Source organism: Gottschalkiaceae bacterium SANA, from assembly GCA_036323355.1.
Classification (GTDB): Bacteria; Bacillota; Clostridia; order Tissierellales; family GPF-1; genus GPF-1.
Genome location: AP028876.1, coordinates 2148860 through 2167958, shown reverse-complemented (window position 1 = coordinate 2167958; position 19099 = coordinate 2148860). Strand labels below are relative to the sequence as shown.

Sequence of the window (19099 nt, the reverse complement as noted above, 5' to 3'; positions counted from 1 at the left end):
TTTTTCAATTTGATGGAGAAAGGGTTTTACATTCGCGAATATAGGAGCCGAAAAGATCACATAAAAACTGGCTATACTCTTGATCGCTTGTTCCTCCTATCATTAACAACAGGATGGCTGTTTTGGTTAGTCGGTTTAAGTTTTTTGTGGTAAGTCGTTCTTCGGTGAGGCCGTAGCTTTTTAAGATCACTTTTTTCATCTGTTCTTGTTGAATTTCTTGGTTGAGTGTATGAGTAAACAAGGGCTTCATGGCGATATCATCTTCATTCGATTCGATCAATTCCATGCGAAACAAGTGCTTGCCGATGCCTTTTTTTTGCAACATTTCGTGATGTAAAGCAACTGCATAGTCAGTAAAGAGAGCCTCGCTGGCTTCTGATTCCTCAATCAATCGATCAAGCTTTTTGATTGATTCAGCCCACAGATTTTGAAAGACCTCATAGAGAAGGGCTTTTTTGTTGGGAAAATAATTATATAGGGTGCCAACAGCGATTTGTGACTCTTTTGCGATTCTTCGAATGTCGATGGCAGAGAATCCTTCTTCTTGAAAAATGCGAATTGCGGTTTTTACGATGCGAGATTGAAGATCTTTGATTATCTTTGGCACGATGGTCACTCCTTATCAGTTAGTTTGCTACTTTCATTAAACCATGAATTTCACTCTCTGTTAAGTCCCGCGAAGTCCGCAGTTCCTTTTTCACTTTTGAATCAAAGTAGATCGTGATCAAAAAGGTCAATGCATCCGCTATGGGCTGGGCTAGTAAAACACCAGTAAGCCCAAAAAGTGAAGGGAGAATAAGAAGCAATGGAATCAAGATAATACCTTGACGAGAGACCGATAGGATGGCGGCTTCTTTACCTTTTCCAATTGCCTGGAATAGCATATTTACGATAACTGAGTATCCCAGCACAGGAAAAGATAAAGCCCAGATTCTGAGCCCTTTAACAGCAAGGTCAGCGACGATGGGGTCTGGTTTGAAAATCATGATCAAGGGTTCTGCAAAGAGGAGAAAAGATGCAAATATCACAAGACAATAAAGGGTGCTGACACGTATTCCAACACGTACAGAATCGAGTACCCGTTGATATTTCTCTGCACCATAATTGAAACCGGCAACGGGAAGAAAACCCTGGGTGTAGCCAAGCAATGCATAAAATCCAAGCATGAACACTTTTGAGACGATTCCGATTGCCGCTACGGCTTCTGTTCCATAAGCAGATGCTGCGCGATTCATAATCCCGATGGCAAAACTAGCCAAAAGTTGTCGAATTAATGTTGGACCACCAATCTTTAAAGTTTCCCAATAAATGGTTTTACTTGGACGGAAAAATCGAGGACTGATCCGCAAAACACTTTTTCCCTTTCGATAGGTATTGAGTAAGAAGAGGGTTGTCACAGCTTGTGCAAGAACGGTCGCGAGGGCTGCGCCACCAACACCCATATCAAAAACAAATATAAAGAGTGGATCAAGAATAATGTTAAGCACCGCTCCTAGGATCAATCCGACCATAGAGACAAGGGAACTTCCTTCCGCACGCAGGAGATTGTTTAAGGTCATATTACCCATAATAAAAATGGCACCAATAAATAGGATTGAAGTGTAGGCGATCGCGTATTCGAGATTGGCGCTAGAAGCACCAAATAGGTTCAATAAAGGATGCAGGCACAAAAGACCGCAAGCGCCAATTGCGATACCAGATAATAGGGTTGTTCCATAGACAACGGTTGCAGTTTGATTTGCTTTTTCATGGTTGCCTTGGCCGAGTAGTCTTGAAACGTAGGAAGAGCCGCCGATTCCAAAGAGTTGGCCAAATGCGACGATAATCATAAAGACGGGAAATCCAACCTGGGCGGCAGACATGGCTTCTGTTCCAATCCAACTGACGAACATGGTATCGACAAAATTATAAACGGCATTAATCAACATTCCAATAATTGCAGGAATGGCTAGTTTTGTAATCACTTTAGAAACGGGTGCTTGGCCCAGAAGTTTGCTTCGATCATTGTTTGTATTCATAGTGGGTATCCTTTCAGGTCTGCGATATTTTATGAACGTGTTCATCTTATGATATTTATTATATGAACTTGTTCATTATAAGTCAAGAATTATTTTCCTGAAGGGGTCTTTTGTACTATAATAAAAGAAAAGGAAGGCGATATTATATGAAATTCAAGGGATATCTTCATGTATATACGGGAAACGGAAAGGGCAAGACAACGGCGGCATTGGGTTTATCGCTACGTGCTGTCTGTGCGGGCAAGCGGGTGTTTTTCGGTCAATTTGTTAAGGGAATGAAGTACAGTGAAACCAAAGCGATTGAGTATCTACCAAACTTCGAGATGGAACAATTTGGGCTGAATTGTTTTATCGAAAACGATCCCACACAAGCGGACATTGATGCCGCACTTCAGGGGTTGGATCGTATTCGAGAAGTGATCGATTCCGGTGATTATGATCTTGTTGTTCTCGATGAGGTGAATATTGCAATCTACTTTAAATTATTCTCAGTTGAAGATGTGGTCGAGCTTATTGAGAATCGCCCAGAGCAGATGGAGATGGTTTGTACAGGCCGATATGCCCCGGAAGCTTTACTTGATCTGGCTGATTTGGTGACAGAAATGAAGGAAGTGAAACACTACTATCAGCAGGGGGTTATGGCTAGAAAGGGCATTGAGTCTTAAGGAAAAAGGAGGTTCTACTATGAATGCATTGATTGAGTGGCTGCTTGAGGGTGATCCTGCAATTGTCTTTCAAACTCATCGTGATTTACTTGAGTCAGATGAGGAAGTGCTGATTAAATTACAGAATCAAATCCATCAGTCTGGGTGGGGAGCACAGTTTTTGTCGAAACGTGATACGGAAACCGCCATGTGGGGAAAGGGCGCATATTCTCCCAAATGGATCTCGACGACTTATACCTTGCTTGATTTGAAGAATTTGGGGATCTTGCCTCAATTGCCAGCCTATCTTGAAAGTTCAGCCCTGATTCTAGATCGCCTGTGGCGACTTCCTGTTAAAAGCAAGGATCGCTATCAGGATCTTTGTATTTGTGGGATGTTGTTGAATCTTTGCTGCTACGGAGGAATTAAAGATCAAAAAATTAATGAGATGATCGACTACACTTTAGACAAACAATTTGTCGACGGAGGCTGGAACTGTCGCTGGGAAGTGGACCATGACCATGGCTCCCTTCATACAACGATTAATGTATTGGAGGGATTGAAGGAGTATATTGAAAACGGATACTCTTATCGATCGCAGGAGATTCACCAAGCAATAACTTGTGCCCATGAATTTATTTTGATGCATCGATTATATCGTTCCGATCGAACCGGAAAGGTGATTGATCATCATATGACCATGCTGTCCTACCCGGGTCGCTGGAAGTATGATGCCCTGCGCGCCCTAGATTATTTTCAGTCTATCGACTATCCATACGATCCGCGTATGAGTGACGGTATGAAACTATTGATGAAAAAGAAGCGCAAAGATGGCTATTGGCCTGTGCAACAAAAATATGCCGGCCTTGTTCATTTTGATATGGAGCAAACGGGTAAAGCGAGTCGCTGGAATACCTTGCGAGCACTACGGGTTTTGGAGCAATATGGAGAGACATTTGAATAATCTCTTGATTGACTATCTCTCGACTGACTTTGAATTCTTAAGATTTTTTGATTATTGTTGAATAAGTGCGTGTATGCAATCCCTAGATGGTGGAAGTGTGCACGCTTTTTTGTTATTTTTGGGTAACCATATATCAATAAGAATGTTTACAAAGCTTTAGCAGATATTTGAAAATGTTTATTAGAAAAATGGATCTTGACCATTTAATCTTGAGTAGGGTTCTCTTATTAAATGTGATAAAATGGAAAATGAATGATGTAACAACAAACAAAGAGCAGTTCCTATTGAAACCGAAAGGGGGAAACCCAAGATGAAAGCGATTGAAGTAATGGGCGTTAAGAAAAGCTATCAGATGGGGGAAGTGGAAGTCAAGGCCCTGCGGGAAGCGACTTTTGATGTTGAAGACGGGGAATTTGTAGTGATATTGGGTCCCAGTGGATCGGGAAAGAGCACACTGCTTAATATCATTGGAGGTATGGACACGCCATCGACTGGAGACGTACTTTTTTTTGGCGAAAATATTTCAGTTTACAATGAAAAAGCTTTGACCATGTACAGACGGCATCAAGTTGGTTTTGTGTTTCAATTCTATAATTTGATGGCGAGCCTAACGGCCAAGGAAAATGTAGAGTTGGCAACAGAAATTTGTGATGATCCCTTGGATATTGACAGGATTTTGTCGGATGTTGGTTTGGATGATCGAAAAGATCACTTTCCATCGCAGATGAGTGGTGGTGAGCAGCAACGTGTAGCAATTGCACGAGCCGTAGCAAAAAACCCAAAGATTCTATTATGCGATGAACCGACGGGAGCTCTTGATTTTGAAACCGGGGTGAGCATTTTAGCCCTTTTAAGCCGAATTAACAAGGAATATCACAAGACTGTTGTCGTGATTACCCACAACGCATCCATTGCGGGAATGGCAGATCGCGTGATTTCGATGCGAAGTGGCAAGATTCGATCGAATACAATCAATGAAAATCCAGTTTCACCGGAAAGGATTGAGTGGTAATGAAGAAGCTCAATGTGCGATTAATCAGATTGTTGAAAGAATCAAAGGGACAGTTTATCGCGGTTGCCATGGTTATTATTTTGGGACTGGGAATTTTTGTTGCCATGAGTACAGCTGCCTTAAACTTGAGAAGTTCATTGAATTTGTATTATGACGATTATCAGGTGGCAGATATTTTTTCTCAGGTAACGGAACTTCCGGAGAACAAGTTGAACGACCTACAGGATATTCCGGGCATCACCTCTGTCCAGGGGCGGATTGTTCATGATACGCCTTTACGGGTAAGTGATCCTGCAGAAAAGGTGCAGGTTCGCATTATTGGGGCAACCCCTTCAGATCCGGCAATTAATCGATTGTTTGCTAGGGAGGGTCTTGCAAGAGTCTACAAGCAAACAGATGTTTTGGTGATTGATACCTTTGCCAGAGAAAGAGGGATAGAAATTGGAGATATCATCACCCCCCATATCATGGGTCGGGATTACGATTTGACAGTAAGGGGGATTGTATCCTCTCCGGAATATATATATTTGATGGAAAATGAGCAAACCATGTTGCCGGATTATAAAAAATTTGGAATTCTCTTTACCACAGAAGCCTTTGCTCAAGAAGCCTTTGCCATGGGTCAAACCTATAACGAGGCGGTTTTTAAAGTTTCGGCCGGTGTCGATTTAGATGAAATTAAAGACGAGGTAGAAGATCAACTCGAGCCCTATGGCGTACAAAAACTCTATCTGTTAAAGGATCAAATTTCCAACCGGATGGTACAGGAAGAAATCAAGGGTGTGGAACAGAGTTCAACTGTCATACCCATGGTCTTCCTTGGTGTTGCAGCTGCCATTATGGGTGTCATGATCAATCGACTTGTTAAAGGCGATCGGATTACCATTGGAATTTTAAAATCCATGGGATATCGCAATATCGATATGATTAAGCACTATACGGCGCTAGCTGTTTTTGTTGGACTGATCGGCGGTGTAGCAGGTGTTTTAATGGGCTCGGTGATGTCATCCTATTTCACGGAGATGTATAACACCTTTTTCTCGATTCCGGTTATGAAAGTTACTTTTTATTGGCGATATTTGTTTTTATCTGCAATCATGGTGTCTGCATTTTCGGTTGTGGCAGGTTTGCTCGGTGCGCGAGGTGTTTTAAATATTTCACCAGCGGAATCGATGCGGCCAAGTGCTCCGAAACAAGGGAAACGGACGATTTTGGAAAAGACATTTTTTTGGAAGCATATTTCATTTACCAATAAGAATGTTTTGCGGAGTTTATTACGCAATAAAAAGCGAGTCATCTTTATTTCAGCCGGTATTGCATTGACCTTTTGCATCATTATCATTCCATTGATTTCATTGAATTCATTTGATTCCTTATTTGGAAAAATGTACGGAGAATTTCAAACGATGGATTATAATGTGAATTTCAGTCGAGCAATTTCTGAAGATGGTATACAAGCAATTCATGATGAGTTGCCAATCGACTATATGGAAGCAAAGATTGAATTCCCTTTTACAGTTCATTATCGATGGAAGGAAAAGGATGTAAATTTTGTCGGAATTCAAGCCAATTCTCGATTTTTTAATTTTGAAGATCTTGATGGAAATCCGATTGAAATCAAAGAAGGAGATGTTTTTGTTTCTGAAGGATTGGCAAACGTACTAGCAATTGAGCGGGGCGATCCTTTGTGGATCGAAACCTTTATTCCAGATCGAGAGGATCAAGAGATCAAGGTAACTCAAGTGATTCAGCAGAACCTAGGTGCCAACATCTATATGGACATCGATACCATGCGCGCATTTTTCTTGGATGCAGGATATACAAATGGTGTATATATCGATTCCAAGGCAGATGTGAAAGCGGGATTGGAGGATTTCCGATTTGTTGGATCGGTTCAATCTTTGAAGGATATGCAAGATGTCTTTTTGGAATTTATGGATTTGATGATCTATTCTTTGGGTGTTATGCTGATGTTTGGCGGTGTATTGGGTTTTGCGATTGTGTATAATGCAACGATTCTCAGCATCAATGAAAGACGGCTGGAATTTTCAGCCTTGCAGATCATGGGCTTTTCAAAGCAAGAAATCTTCAGGATGCTTTTACGGGAGAATCTGGTGTTAAGCACCATTGGAATTCTTGCCGGTATTCCCTTGTCGATTGCCATGATGGATTCGGTCATGAAACAGTTTTCTACAGACTTGTATTCCCTTCGAATTGATTGGCAGCCCGCCATGTTTGTGCAGGCCGCATTCTTTACCATCATTTTCGTATGGATTGCCGAAGCGGCAACCTATCGAAAGATTAAGCGACTCGACTTTATTGAAGCTTTGAAAAATCGGATAACATAAAGAGGTGTGATGATGAAAAAATATTTAACGAAGAAATGGATAGGGATTGCGGTACTTGTGATGGTTGTTCTTGGAGCAATTGGTGGATTCTATTATTTGAACGGGGGCACACCAGTAACAGTAGTCGCAGCAGATCGTGGAAATGTAGAGATGGTTATTGAAGAAACCGGAACGATTGACAGTCGTCATCGGGTGATGCTGAAGGCAAGTGCCGCAGATACCATTGAAAGAGTTGCGGTGAGAACTGGTGATGTAGTCTTAAAAGATGATGTTCTTGCAGAGTTGGACCATAAATTGCTTGATTCTCAAATTGAGGGACTTGAAGCACAATTGAAGAGTGTTGAACTACAATTGTTGGAGGCTTTGGCACCGAAAGATCAAGCCTTGATTAGCCAAGCACAGGCAGCGGTTCAACAAGCCAGTATCATTTATGAACAAGCAAAAAAAGATTTGGTGATTCAACAAGAGTTATTGGCTGGAGATTATATCAGCCAAGCAAGTTTTGATGTTTATGACAATCAAGCGAAAGTTGCTAGACAACAGCTGACCATTGCGCAGAGTCAATTACTGCTTACGAGAAAAGGGATCAGTGACAATGTGGAAGGACAATTTGAAGCGCAGATTGATCAGTTTGAAAGTCAATTAAATGCCCTAAAAGCACAATTGGAAGACTATGTGATTGTTGCACCATTTGACGGGGTCATTACAGAAAAATTGGTTGATGAAGGCGCCTATGTGATGCCAGGAGAACCGATTATGGAACTGTCAGATTTTAGTGAGATGAAGGTGGTTGTTGACTTACTTGAAGATGATTTGCATTGGATTAGTCAAGATACTCCCTTAACGCTCTCTTTTGGAGAGGGAGATTATACCGGAGAAATTGCACAAATTCATCCAAAAGCAAAAGAAACGATCTCGGAATTGGGAATACGTCAAAGTCGAGTCGAGGTAGAAATTCAATTAATGGAAGGTCTTGAATCAGCCATTATTGGGCAAGAAGCGGATGTAACCTTTGTTCCTGCCAAACTAGACAATGTGTTACGGATTCCGATAGATGTCGTGTATCAATCACAGAATCAATATTTTGTCATGAAGGTCGTCAATGGCGTGCTCGAAGAAAAAGCCATAAAAGTCGGGCTTGAAGGTGAAGATTATTACGAGGTGACTGATGGTCTTGATGAAGGCGATATTCTGGTGAAGAATTTGTCAAATGACTTAGAGATTGGTATGAAGGTTGTCGTTGAATAGATAGAAAATGGAATGGTGAAAGCCATTCCATTTTTTTTGTATTTGCCCTTAGGATTGTGGTTGAACTCTCGTATTTTTTTTTTCGATTTTCGAAATGAGCTGCAGAGAGACTTCAATAATTTTGCCAATAAAGATGGTAATGATTATCGTTCCAACATTGATTTGACCCAGTCCGAGTCCCGTTAGGACGCTTGTTAATAGCGCACCGCTAAAGAGGGCGAGATCGGTGTAAAATTTTGCACGGGCGACGGATTGATTAGTTAATTTTTGCATGGCAAATTGAAGTTCTTCGAGTGGTGAGGGCATACCGCTGTAGATCAATAAGGCGATGCCAATTCCATAGAGGATGAGTGCATAAAGAAACAAAGAAATTCTTGCTGACCATGATTCAAAATTCATGGAGTGAGCAAATATTTGATTGAATTGATCCACGCCGGTCCCAATGAAAAAAGCGACGAGCAATGCCGTCCAATTGAATCTTTTCTTGGAAGTAAAGTGATTGATCAGAATGAAAATAAAACCCAAACAGATACTAAAAAAGCCGAAGGTTCGACCCGTCACAATGGAAAGATTTCCATATAAGGCATTGAGAGAGTCGAGTCCGAAACCCGCTTTAATTTGCATGACGACAGAATATGCAATGATCAGGATCCCGACGAATCCGATCATTATTTTTTTTACGTTATTTTTACTCATAAAATCCCCCATTATGGTTGAATGCAGATAGGAGAAACGGTGGCCGAACGTTTGATAACGAGGCTTAGTGTATCGTGGAAAGAAGAGAATTTCAAGAGAAAGTTTTTGCTGTGCCAATTTCCTAGTGAGCCGGAAAAAGCTTATTTGACGGGGTACTGCTCAATTTAATAGAATGAGGAAGTCCTAAGGGATTAATGATAACTAGGATATTGGGGAAACGACGGCCGTTAGAATTCCACCAGCATTTTAAAACAGGGAGGAAAGCAAATGGGAACCGCAAAATTACAAAGTGTTTTGCAGAAATTTTTAATGCCAATTGCAAATAAAGTGGATCAGCAGAAACACTTGCAAGCAATTAAAGAAGGTATGATTGCAATTATACCGCTCATTATTATCGGTTCATTTTCATTATTGCCAATTGCAATTAAGAACTTAATTGGTCCGGGAGCAATTTCTGATTTTATTGGTCAGCATATGACGGGTCTTACTTATGCCAATCAGTTCACAACGGGACTGATCTCAATTTATGCTGTGTTTTTCATTGCGAATGCACTAGCAAAACGATACAACTTGAAATCATCTTTAATAGGCGTAAGTGCCATTGTTGTTCATTTGATCTTAAGTGGGATTCCGATAGATGGAGGATTGGGGACTTCTTATCTAGGAGCAGAAGGCCTTTTTACCAGCATTGTTTCGGCCATTCTCACGGTTGAGGTGACACGCTTTATGATCCAAAAGAAGTTGGTGATTAAGTTGCCTGATAGTGTGCCTGATATGGTAGCGGAGAGTTTTAGTATTTTGCTTCCTTTGATTGTGAATGTTGGTATCGCATCAGTGATTTCCATGGCAATTCAAACGAATTCGGGTTCTGTGTTTCCACAGTGGTTTATGGGAATCTTAGCGCCGGCAGTTAGTTCCATGGATACCTTGCCAGCCATTTTGATCGTTATCTTCTTAACTCAATTGCTTTGGTTCTTTGGCTTGCATGGACCGGGAATTACATCGGCTGTTTGGGTACCATTTGCGGTATCATACGGAGCGGCCAATGTGGCAGCATACGCAGCAGGAGAAACTGTATCGCATTTCTTTACATTTGGATTTTACTACGCTCTTTTGCAAGTATCAGGTTCTGGTCTTACCCTTGGGCTTGTCATTTTGATGATGCGTTCTAAATCAAAGAACTATAGCTCGATTGGTAAAGCAGCCATCGTGCCTTCCATCTTTGGGATCAACGAGCCCGTAATCTTTGGCGCTCCCATTATTCTCAATCCGTTTTTATTTATACCGTTCGTATTTGGTCCACTTGTGGTTGCAACGATCTGTTATTTCTCCATGGCTTCCGGCCTGGTGGGGATGCCGATTGCAGAACCACCTAGCTTTATGCCACCTGGAGTTGGGGCATTCTTGATGACAATGGACTGGAAAGCAGTCGTTCTTGTATTCGGATGTTTAGCCTTGATGACCTTGATCTACTTCCCATTCTTTAAAGCGATGGAAGCGGAAGAACTAAAAAAAGAAGCACGATAGAGGAGATATAATGCGGACAGGGAGACAAGTTCAAATCTTAGAGATATTGATTAAAAATACTTCTGGTATTATCGGGTCAAATTTAGCTTCTAGATTGGGCGTTTCTGATCGAACTGTCCGTAATGATATCAGCAAGATTAATCAGTATCTAAAAACCTATAATTGTAGTGTTCAATCATCAAATAAAATTGGATATTTTATTGAAAGTCCGAATGTACCAGTCATTGCTTCCTTGCTTTTGAAATTTCAAGACGAGCATAGCATGGATGATATAGCTAATCGGTATAAAGTGATCATGGGGAAAGTGATGTTTTCGCAGGAACAAGAGATTGAAAGCATAGCAGAAGATCTGTATGTTTCTGCACAAACGGTATATAAGGATCTGGTAAAACTGCAGTCGATGCTCCAAATTAAGCTAGGGGCTGACGTCTTTACGATTCGAAATGATACTGTCTATACAACCAAGAATGAGGAATTAATTAGAAAAGCATTTCTTGTATTTTTGGAGAAAGAAACCGTAAGAAAATCGACCGCTTATACGGCAGAAATAGCCAAACTCTTAGATGGGTATTATCGGGATGAAGAATATGAAAAAATAAAAAAGGCAATTGCAAGCAAATTTAAGGAACATAATATTATTCTATCGGATGATTCTTTCTTTATGCTTTCATGGGCTTTGTACTATTCCTCGTTACGCAATGAAAATCGGTTTTTACTGGATGGTGTGCATAGCAATCAGAAGTCATCAAAAAAAACCATTACGACTTTATCAGAGATTGTCGATGATTTTGCTTATATCTATGAAAATGATATTGGATTTCTGGATAGTTTTATGTGGACATTGAAGTTATTTGATCACTCGGAAGAGGATATCAGTGCCCAGCATCAAGTGATTATGAGTGATTTTTGTGAGGAAGTGCAGCGCAAATACGGCTTTGATCTGACCAATTGTGAGGACGTTTATCATAACTTGGCGGTTCATACCGATTTTATGTTGCGACGACTAGAAGAAGGCTATGAGTATGAGAATATAGCAAGAGATATTATTCGTGAAAAATATGCCTATGCCTATGAGATTGCAATGCTGTTGGTTCCAATTGTCTATCGATATAAAAAGAAGTATTTGATTGACTCGGAGCTTTCTTATATCGCATTGTACATTGAGTTTTATTTCGAAAATATTTTTAAAAGTATACGAGTGCTTCTTGTCAGCAGCAATTTGGCTGGGATGGTGAATTTCACAAAACAGTGGATTCTCAACAATTTTCCAAACCAAATTCAGATTGTCGATGTGATCCCAGTTCATCAGTTGGAAAGCTTTTTGGAAAGGATCGAGGTAGACTTAATTATTTCGATGACAGATATTCTGAAGATTGAAAGCAAACCTGTTTATGTAATTGACAGTTTGCCAAAGGAATCAGATCGGATTAAAATTTACGAGGCTTTGACGCATTCGCGATATAAAGGGAAAGTCGAACGATTAATTGATCGGAAATTTGATCCGAAACTGATACATGTATATGAGAAAGAAAGTACCTTTGAAGATGTGATCCATCAAATGTCGATGGAGTTGTACGAAGGCGAATATATTGAATCAGCCGAGCGGTTTGCACAAGATGTAATTGAACGAGAAGTGAATTATCCAACCTTTTTATCCAATCATTTTATGGTTCCGCATCCACTTTCAACATTTGCACGGAAAAGTGTTGTGAGTGTGGCGATTTTAAAGACTCCGATTAAGTACAAAGATAAAGAAATTAAGTTAATTTTCTTACTTGCAAGTCAAGCGATAGTTGATGAAGAAATTCAAGAACTGTTTCAGCTTTTCAAGAAAATCACACCCAATAAAAAGGTGTTCGATCAGCTCATACAGTGTGATCATGCAGACGATTTTTTATCTGTATTGTCTTATGTCTCGATATAAATTCAATAGAACCATATAGGAGAGGTCGTAAAATGAAAGTGTTAATTGTATGCAATGGCGGTATGTCTAGTTCCATTTTAATGAAGAAAATGAGAATTGCAGCTGAAGAAGCTGAAATGGATGTTGTGATTGAAGCCCGTCCCAATAGTGGGCTGGATGAAGAAATCGGGAAATGGGATGTTTGTCTTTTAGGACCCCAAATTATCTATGCGCTTGAGAATGTAAAGAAAATTTTAGGCATTCCTACAGCGAGTGTGGATACAAGAGTGTATGCCTTGGCAGATGGTAAAAAAGCGTTGGAACAAGCAATTGCACTTATTAAATAGAGAAGAATGGTGATGGATATGGTAGATATTGAAAAGTTGGCAGAGGTTTCTATGGAAATCATTTCGTATGCGGGAATGGCAAAGTCAAAGTACATTCTTGCCTATGAATCATTGAAAAAAGGAAACCAGCATGATTATGAAAAGCAGCGCAAAGAAGCGGAAGAAAATTATATTCATGCCCATCGAGTGCATAGTAAAGTGCTTACAACCGAGATGGAAACAAGAACACCGCAGGTGAGTTTATTGATGGTTCACGCTGAAGATCAATTGATGAGTGTGGAAACTATTCGCTTTTTAACCACCGAATTAGCAGAAATGATGCAGAAATTAAAGCAGGCTTAAGGAGGACACCAGATGGCATTTTCGTACAATTTTTGGTCAGAATTAACAACAAAAAACGGATTTCAATCCGATGAAATTATTTCAACCCTACAAAAATCAATTCGTCGTGCAAAGCTAGAAGAGGCGTGTGAATGTGCTTACGAATTATACATCACTTCACCGATCTTGCTAGACAAGCTTTGGAGACGATTATTGGCTATATCTGTAGAGGATATTGGGTTTGGAGATCTGTCCGTAGCTGGACAGATTCAAAATTTGAATGAAATGCGCAAGAACTTTCCGTATGATGATGGAGATCAACCTATTTTCTTTATTCATGCCATAAGAATTCTATGTGAAAGCACCAAAGATCGCTCAACTGACCTTTTGAAAAATATTATTATCAAGGGCTTTGCGATGGGAAGAGTGCCAACGGTAATTGATGTGGCCCTGGACAAACATACCAAAAGAGGTGCCGCTATGGGTAGAGGGTCTATGCATTTCTTTAATGAGGGAACGATTGTGATTCCAGAATTGAAAGTGGAAAATGACTATAAAGAGCGATACAGAAAAATATTAGAGACGTATAATCCAGAAAACAATGTAGAGACGGCCTTTAAATACAGCAACACACAATACTAGGCACATCAAAAAGAAGGTAGCAAAAGGACCTTCTTTTTTTTTGCCATCTTTTGAACATGTCGAGTACCAACCTTCAAAATTGACAGGATTGGGTTTACTAGATGATTGACTTGCGGGAAGGTAAAGGCATAAGAAATGAGAAAAATTAAGAAAAAGAAATATATTCTGTCAATTTGTCTTGACAGGAAACACAAATCGATATAGTATAGGAACAATTCAATATATTCTTATCAAGAGTGACGGAGGGAATTGGCCCGATGAAGTCCAGCAACCTATCTATATGGTGTGGTGCTAAATCCAACGGGAGATCCCGGGAGATAAGAGCTTTGTGAAAACACAACTCTATCTTAATCGATAGAGTTTTTTTAATGGGGGGAAACAATGAAAATACGGGATATGTTACTGGAAAGAAAACCAACGGTGTCTTTTGAGGTCTTTCCACCAAAGCGGGATTATCCGATTGAAACCATTCATGATACGATAAGTGGGTTAAAGGATTTGCATCCAGATTTCATTTCTGTCACATATGGTGCTGCAGGTTCGACGCAGAATCATACGGTTGAAATCGCATCTAAGATTAAGAATGAGTTTGGAATCGAAACCTTGGCGCATTTGACCTGTGTGACTTCAACTCAGGATCAGATCAAACGTGTCTTGCATGAATTGAGGGAGAATCAAATTGAGAATCTCTTGGCCATGCGGGGGGATCTGCCAGAATCTTATTTGAATAAGCCTGATTTTTCACCGCAATATCATTATGCAAGTGAATTAATTCGTGAAATTCACGCAGATGGAGATTGGTCAATAGGTGGTGCATGCTATCCGGAAGGGCATATCGAGTCAAAGAATAAGTTGGATGATATTAAGTTTTTAAAGCAAAAGACCGATGAGGGATTGGACTTTTTGGTGACGCAATTGTTTTTTGATAATGAGATGTTCTTTCAGTTTCAAGAAAAGTTAGAACTCTTAGATATTCGGACTCCTGTCATTGCAGGAATTTTCCCCTTCGTCAACATACGGCAGATCAAGCGAATTCAAGAAATTTCAGGCTGTAATCTTCCGCCTAAATTTTTGCGAATTTTGGAGCGATACGAACATAGCCCCAAGGCCTTGCAAGAAGCAGGAATCGCTTATGCGGTTGATCAGATAATTGACCTCTTGTCGAGTGGTGTGGACGGCATACATATCTATACCATGAACAAGCCAGAAGTGACTAAACGAATTATGAGAAGTATCAATCATGTACGATCAACCTTGAATGGTTAGGAGAAAGCAGAATGCGGATTGAAGAAGTGATACGGTATCTTGGATATCAAAACAATCAAGTGGATCAGCAAACCAGAAAGCGGGTTCAAGAGGTGATGCAAATCGTTGAGGATACAATTGATCCTCGGTGGGATTTTCAATCCTTCGAACGTCATGAATGGTCAAAGAATAGAGTTACTTTGAGAGGATTGCCTTTTTGTCTGCAAGGGGAATCAATTGCAAAGCATTTGCAAGATGCTTCGCGTGTATTTTTAATGGCAGCAACCCTTGGGGTAGAAGCTGAGCGGATGCTCATGCGCATGCAGGCGATTTCCATGACGGACGCCATGATTCTTGACAGCTGTTTGTCCACCTATGTAGAAGGAGCTGCTGATCAATGCCAAGAGGAAATAAAAAAACTGATTTCAGAGTCTGAGCAATTGACCTTTCGGTTTAGTCCGGGATATGGAGATTTTCCTTTAGCTGTTCATCAAGATATGATTCGGAGTTTAAGGTGGGATCGGACTTTGGGGATCACCGTAACCTCTTCAATGATGATGGTACCAAGCAAATCGGTAATCGCAATCATTGGTGTGGAAGAGAAGTGCGATAAAAATAAGGAAAAGAAAGATAAGATGCCATGTGGCAATAAAAGCTGTGAAGTGTGCAAGCTGAAAGAGACATGCAATTGGAAAAAATAAGGATGGTGAGATGATGAGCATAGCGTGGAAAGAACAACTGGGTCAAGAAATTTTCTTTTTTGACGGTGCAATGGGAACCATGATTCAGGCGGCTGATATTGCCGTGCCGGCTGTACCAGAAGAATTGAATATTGACCATCCTCAAGTGATTCAAGGAATTCATGAAGCATTTATTCGGGCAGGAGCAAATTTTATAACGACTAATACCTTTGGTGCCAATCGGTTGAAATTAGAGAAATCCCGGTATCCTTTACAGCGAATTATAAATGCAGCAGTGGATGTCGCGCATGCAGCTGTGAGTAAAGCCGGTGGAGACGTTCATGTTGTTTATAATATTGGACCCATCGGAGCAATGATGAAACCCATTGGTTCGCTAGATTTTGATACAGCCTACGAGATTTTCAAAGAGCAGGTTATTTGCCTTGATCCCATGCGGATTGATGCGGTATTGATCGAAACTATGACCGATATTTCTGAAATGCGGGCGGCAATTTTGGCTGTGAAAGAAAACTCAACGCTCCCGATCTTTGCTACCATGAGTTTCACTGAAGACGAGAGGACCTTGACTGGAACCGATCCGGAAACGATGGTGAGGATTCTTGAGGGTTTGCAAGTGGATGTTTTAGGTGTCAACTGTTCGTTAGGTCCAGTGGAGATGATGGAGATCGTGAATCGGATTATAGCGGTTTCAAAGACTCCAGTGATTGTTCAGGCTAACGCCGGTTTACCGGTTTGCATAGATGGAGAAACGCAGTTTTCCTTGAATGCTGGGAAGTATGCCATGGCCGTTACATCCTTTATGGAAGCGGGGGTTGCTCTTGTCGGTGGATGTTGCGGAACGACCCCAGAATATATTCAAAAACTTGTGGAGAAACAAGATCGTTATCAACCGATTAAAGAAAAGCGGCAAAGTGGTAATTTTCTCTGTTCATCAACGATGTCTCTTGATCTGGATGATGGGTTTGTTTTAATCGGTGAACGAATTAATCCATCAGGAAACAAGCGGTTGAAAGAAGCTTTTAAGCAAGGGGACTTTCAGTTTGCGACTAAGGTTGCCTTTGAGCAGATTCATCATGGGGCGCAAGTCTTGGATATTAATACTTCTTTGCCGCAAATCGATGAGGAAGAGGTGATGATTCAATTGGTAGATTCTTTTTCAGGACTACTGGATACGCCTTTGCAATTTGATTCAGTTAAGGCATCGGTGTTGGAGGCGGCGCTTCGCAGATATGCAGGAATTGCCATTGTGAACTCAATCAATGGCAAACAATCTTCCATGGATGAATTGTTTCCACTGATTAAAAAATATGGCGCCTATGCAGTATGTCTTTGTCTCGATGAAAAGGGGATTCCGCATACAGCTGAGGAACGCATTGCAATTGCGGAAAAACTGATTAAGAATGCGAAAAAACACGGTATTCCTGAAGAACGATTATTGATTGATGCTTTGGTGTTGACTGCATCAGCACAACAAGAAGAAGTCATGGAAACACTTAAGACCATTCGAATTTTAAAAGAAAGATATGCGGTGAAAACCACTTTGGGTGTCAGTAATGTTTCCTATGGATTACCATATCGCCCGCTGATCAATCAGGTTTTCTTTACCCTCGCATTGGGAGCTGGTTTGGATACAGCCATCATTAATCCAGGTGCGGAAGGGATTGTGGATACGATTCAAGCCTTCCAGGTATTGAATAATCAGGATCCTGGTGCAGTTGAGTATATTGCTTACAATGAACGGAAAAAGAAGCCGGATTCTCAGGGGAAACCAGCTGAATTAAAGAATCAGGATAACAGTTTAGTGGCTCGATTGCTTCAAGGTGATGAGCAAGAGGTCGAAGAAATAATTCGTGAATATCTTGAGCAGAAAGCGGCTCTTGCTGTAGTGGACAAAGTGTTGATTCCAGCACTCGACACCATTGGCTTGCAATATGAAAGACAAGAGATTTTCTTACCGCAATTAATCCGAGCGGCGGAAACTGTAAAAGGTGCCTTTGAGCTGGTTAAGGAAAAATTGGCGAAAGACCATGGATCTCTTGAACCTAAGGGAACGGTTGCTCTGGCAACCGTGAAAGGCGACATCCATGATATTGGCAAGAATTTAGTCAAAATTATGTTAGAAAGCTATGGATACCGTGTCGTTGACTTGGGGAAAGATGTGGGTGGCGATGCGATTCTTACTGCTATTCGAAATCAGCAGATTCAATTGGTGGGACTCAGCGCCTTGATGACGACAACGGTAGTTGGCATGGAGGAAATTATTCAAGCAATTCGAGAGGAATTTAATGATGTGAAGATTATGGTTGGTGGTGCTGTCTTAACGGAGGAATATGCCAAGCAGATTGGAGCGGATTTTTATTGCAGAGATGCGCGGGCTTCTGTCCTTGTTGCAGATCAGGTGTTGCAGTAAGGAAATAGGTGAAAACGATAGAAAAATAGCCTCTCTATGAGAGGCTATTTTTCTATTTTTTCATTTTAGTTCGATAGAAATCAAATCGTTTCAACAGTTCTTTTTTACTCATGAATTTCATTAATTTTTTATTGGCTTCCATCATTTGATTCATTTCATTTAATAACAAACCATCTGGTAGATGTCGTTTTTCAATGAAGTACATGGATAAGCCGCCCAATCCAACATGGGTACCGACCGCTGTGCCCATCTGCATAATGTAGATATCGCCAGTGAATGTGGTTTCGTTTCGAAGTTTAATTTCAAGACTCTCCGCAACCAATCGATCCGATGTATAGCCAACGATGATAAAATCGGTTAGATCAAGATCCACCCGTTTATTAAATTCTGAGACATAATGTTGTAAGACTTTTTTTCGGCCTCTCAATTTTGCTACAATGGCACCCTTTTTGTCGCGCATAGACATAATTGGTTTTACTTTTAAAACCTTGCCGATCATGGCGCTGACGTTGGTTAAGCGACCGCTCTTAATCAGATTATCGAGATCATCGACAGAAAGGAAGTGCTTTACATTTCTCTTATAGTGTTCATTAAAGCTAACTAATTCATCAAAAGTGGCGCCATGTTCTCGTAAAATGGCACTCTTTAAAATTAGATAGCCGCTGCCGTGGCTCATACATGTTGAGTCAACAACGTGAATACGGTATTTAGGATCGGTATATGTCTCTAAGAAGTATTCTTCGGCAACCTTTGCAGACTGATAGGAACCACTGGTTCCGCTAGACATGCAAATGCATAAGATTTCTGTATGACCTTCCTCAATAGCTTGATCCATAAGATTCATGAATTTCTGGGGACTCGGCATAGCGGTAGTTGGCAAGACGTCAATGGCGCCAAGAATTTTATAGAATTCATCAGGTTGAATTTCAACTCGATCGAGATAATCTTTACCATTAATTGTGATGGTTAAGGGAGCTATGCTGATCTTATATTTCTCAATCACTTCTTGAGAGAGATCGCAGGTTGAATCTGCCATAATTTTTATCATTCAAATCCTCCTTTAATCGTTCTAT

17 protein-coding genes and 1 riboswitch are annotated in these 19099 nt (G+C 40.6%); of the genes, 13 read left to right on the top strand and 4 right to left on the bottom strand.

Features of this window, described 5'->3' with window-relative positions; translation table 11 throughout:
- Positions 1–4: 4 nt before the first annotated feature.
- Together AC25CA_RS10380 and AC25CA_RS10375 are read right to left on the bottom strand one after the other, a co-directional pair.
- Entirely contained in the window at positions 5–607 is a 603-nt protein-coding gene (locus tag AC25CA_RS10380) for a TetR/AcrR family transcriptional regulator (RefSeq protein ID WP_486813750.1), read from the bottom strand.
- Between the two features lie 19 nt (positions 608–626).
- A complete protein-coding gene (locus AC25CA_RS10375) occupies positions 627–2018 on the bottom strand; it encodes an MATE family efflux transporter (protein WP_486813749.1) in 1392 nt (463 codons plus the stop codon).
- A gap of 146 nt (positions 2019–2164) precedes the next feature.
- Between AC25CA_RS10375 and cobO the strand changes: the two genes are divergently transcribed.
- The 5 genes from cobO (at position 2165) to AC25CA_RS10350 (ending at position 8234) form a co-directional block, all read left to right on the top strand.
- Positions 2165–2683: a cob(I)yrinic acid a,c-diamide adenosyltransferase gene (gene cobO / locus AC25CA_RS10370; protein WP_486813748.1), complete on the top strand. Its 519-nt coding sequence runs from the start codon at positions 2165–2167 to the stop codon at positions 2681–2683.
- A gap of 19 nt (positions 2684–2702) precedes the next feature.
- On the top strand, positions 2703–3626 hold the full coding sequence (locus AC25CA_RS10365; RefSeq protein ID WP_486813747.1) for a hypothetical protein: 924 nt from the start codon (positions 2703–2705) through the stop codon (positions 3624–3626).
- A gap of 310 nt (positions 3627–3936) precedes the next feature.
- Positions 3937–4638, top strand: a complete 702-nt coding sequence (locus AC25CA_RS10360) for an ABC transporter ATP-binding protein (RefSeq protein WP_486813746.1) — start codon at positions 3937–3939, stop codon at positions 4636–4638.
- Positions 4638–6986, top strand: coding sequence for an ABC transporter permease (locus AC25CA_RS10355; RefSeq protein ID WP_486813745.1), 2349 nt, complete (start codon positions 4638–4640; stop codon positions 6984–6986). The genes AC25CA_RS10360 and AC25CA_RS10355 overlap by 1 nt, the downstream gene beginning before the upstream one ends.
- A gap of 9 nt (positions 6987–6995) precedes the next feature.
- Entirely contained in the window at positions 6996–8234 is a 1239-nt protein-coding gene (locus tag AC25CA_RS10350; RefSeq protein WP_486813744.1) for an efflux RND transporter periplasmic adaptor subunit, read from the top strand.
- Between the two features lie 48 nt (positions 8235–8282).
- Here AC25CA_RS10350 and AC25CA_RS10345 read toward each other — a convergent pair whose 3' ends face one another.
- Entirely contained in the window at positions 8283–8930 is a 648-nt protein-coding gene (locus AC25CA_RS10345; protein ID WP_486813743.1) for a YczE/YyaS/YitT family protein, read from the bottom strand.
- 267 nt (positions 8931–9197) lie between these two features.
- Between AC25CA_RS10345 and AC25CA_RS10340 the strand changes: the two genes are divergently transcribed.
- From AC25CA_RS10340 to AC25CA_RS10305, 8 genes are all read left to right on the top strand, one after another.
- Complete coding sequence (locus tag AC25CA_RS10340) at positions 9198–10457, top strand: PTS sugar transporter subunit IIC (RefSeq protein ID WP_486813742.1); 1260 nt, start codon at positions 9198–9200, stop codon at positions 10455–10457.
- A gap of 10 nt (positions 10458–10467) precedes the next feature.
- Positions 10468–12381 (top strand): BglG family transcription antiterminator, encoded by a 1914-nt coding sequence (locus tag AC25CA_RS10335; protein WP_486813741.1) that lies wholly within the window; start codon positions 10468–10470, stop codon positions 12379–12381.
- 32 nt (positions 12382–12413) lie between these two features.
- Positions 12414–12707: a PTS sugar transporter subunit IIB gene (locus AC25CA_RS10330; RefSeq protein WP_486813740.1), complete on the top strand. Its 294-nt coding sequence runs from the start codon at positions 12414–12416 to the stop codon at positions 12705–12707.
- Between the two features lie 12 nt (positions 12708–12719).
- A complete protein-coding gene (locus tag AC25CA_RS10325; protein ID WP_486813739.1) occupies positions 12720–13049 on the top strand; it encodes a PTS sugar transporter subunit IIA in 330 nt (109 codons plus the stop codon).
- 12 nt (positions 13050–13061) lie between these two features.
- Positions 13062–13670 carry a hypothetical protein gene (locus tag AC25CA_RS10320; RefSeq protein ID WP_486813738.1) on the top strand — a complete coding sequence of 203 codons (609 nt, stop codon included), beginning with the start codon at positions 13062–13064 and terminating at the stop codon, positions 13668–13670.
- Positions 13671–13894: 224 nt separating this feature from the next.
- Positions 13895–13994: riboswitch (SAM riboswitch) on the top strand.
- Between the two features lie 57 nt (positions 13995–14051).
- Positions 14052–14936: a methylenetetrahydrofolate reductase [NAD(P)H] gene (gene metF, locus AC25CA_RS10315; RefSeq protein WP_486813737.1), complete on the top strand. Its 885-nt coding sequence runs from the start codon at positions 14052–14054 to the stop codon at positions 14934–14936.
- Positions 14937–14947: 11 nt separating this feature from the next.
- Positions 14948–15616: a hypothetical protein gene (locus tag AC25CA_RS10310; RefSeq protein WP_486813736.1), complete on the top strand. Its 669-nt coding sequence runs from the start codon at positions 14948–14950 to the stop codon at positions 15614–15616.
- Between the two features lie 10 nt (positions 15617–15626).
- Positions 15627–18026, top strand: coding sequence for a homocysteine S-methyltransferase family protein (locus AC25CA_RS10305; protein WP_486813735.1), 2400 nt, complete (start codon positions 15627–15629; stop codon positions 18024–18026).
- Between the two features lie 52 nt (positions 18027–18078).
- On the opposite strand, the gene AC25CA_RS10300 is transcribed toward AC25CA_RS10305, so the two are convergent.
- Positions 18079–19074, bottom strand: a complete 996-nt coding sequence (locus tag AC25CA_RS10300; protein WP_486813734.1) for a DegV family protein — start codon at positions 19072–19074, stop codon at positions 18079–18081.
- Positions 19075–19099: the final 25 nt, after the last annotated feature.

What these genes read in the sequence shown, in the direction of transcription:
- AC25CA_RS10320 (WP_486813738.1), top strand. Translation starts at nt 13,062, where the DNA reads ATGGCATTTTCGTACAATTTTTGGTCAGAATTAACAACAAAAAACGGA.
- AC25CA_RS10330 (WP_486813740.1), top strand. Translation starts at nt 12,414, where the DNA reads ATGAAAGTGTTAATTGTATGCAATGGCGGTATGTCTAGTTCCATTTTA.
- AC25CA_RS10300 (WP_486813734.1), bottom strand. Translation starts at nt 19,074, where the DNA reads ATGATAAAAATTATGGCAGATTCAACCTGCGATCTCTCTCAAGAAGTG.
- metF (WP_486813737.1), top strand. Translation starts at nt 14,052, where the DNA reads ATGAAAATACGGGATATGTTACTGGAAAGAAAACCAACGGTGTCTTTT.
- cobO (WP_486813748.1), top strand. Translation starts at nt 2,165, where the DNA reads ATGAAATTCAAGGGATATCTTCATGTATATACGGGAAACGGAAAGGGC.
- AC25CA_RS10365 (WP_486813747.1), top strand. Translation starts at nt 2,703, where the DNA reads ATGAATGCATTGATTGAGTGGCTGCTTGAGGGTGATCCTGCAATTGTC.
- AC25CA_RS10345 (WP_486813743.1), bottom strand. Translation starts at nt 8,930, where the DNA reads ATGAGTAAAAATAACGTAAAAAAAATAATGATCGGATTCGTCGGGATC.
- AC25CA_RS10375 (WP_486813749.1), bottom strand. Translation starts at nt 2,018, where the DNA reads ATGAATACAAACAATGATCGAAGCAAACTTCTGGGCCAAGCACCCGTT.
- AC25CA_RS10335 (WP_486813741.1), top strand. Translation starts at nt 10,468, where the DNA reads ATGCGGACAGGGAGACAAGTTCAAATCTTAGAGATATTGATTAAAAAT.
- AC25CA_RS10355 (WP_486813745.1), top strand. Translation starts at nt 4,638, where the DNA reads ATGAAGAAGCTCAATGTGCGATTAATCAGATTGTTGAAAGAATCAAAG.
- AC25CA_RS10340 (WP_486813742.1), top strand. Translation starts at nt 9,198, where the DNA reads ATGGGAACCGCAAAATTACAAAGTGTTTTGCAGAAATTTTTAATGCCA.
- AC25CA_RS10350 (WP_486813744.1), top strand. Translation starts at nt 6,996, where the DNA reads ATGATGAAAAAATATTTAACGAAGAAATGGATAGGGATTGCGGTACTT.
- AC25CA_RS10310 (WP_486813736.1), top strand. Translation starts at nt 14,948, where the DNA reads ATGCGGATTGAAGAAGTGATACGGTATCTTGGATATCAAAACAATCAA.
- AC25CA_RS10360 (WP_486813746.1), top strand. Translation starts at nt 3,937, where the DNA reads ATGAAAGCGATTGAAGTAATGGGCGTTAAGAAAAGCTATCAGATGGGG.
- AC25CA_RS10305 (WP_486813735.1), top strand. Translation starts at nt 15,627, where the DNA reads ATGATGAGCATAGCGTGGAAAGAACAACTGGGTCAAGAAATTTTCTTT.
- AC25CA_RS10325 (WP_486813739.1), top strand. Translation starts at nt 12,720, where the DNA reads ATGGATATGGTAGATATTGAAAAGTTGGCAGAGGTTTCTATGGAAATC.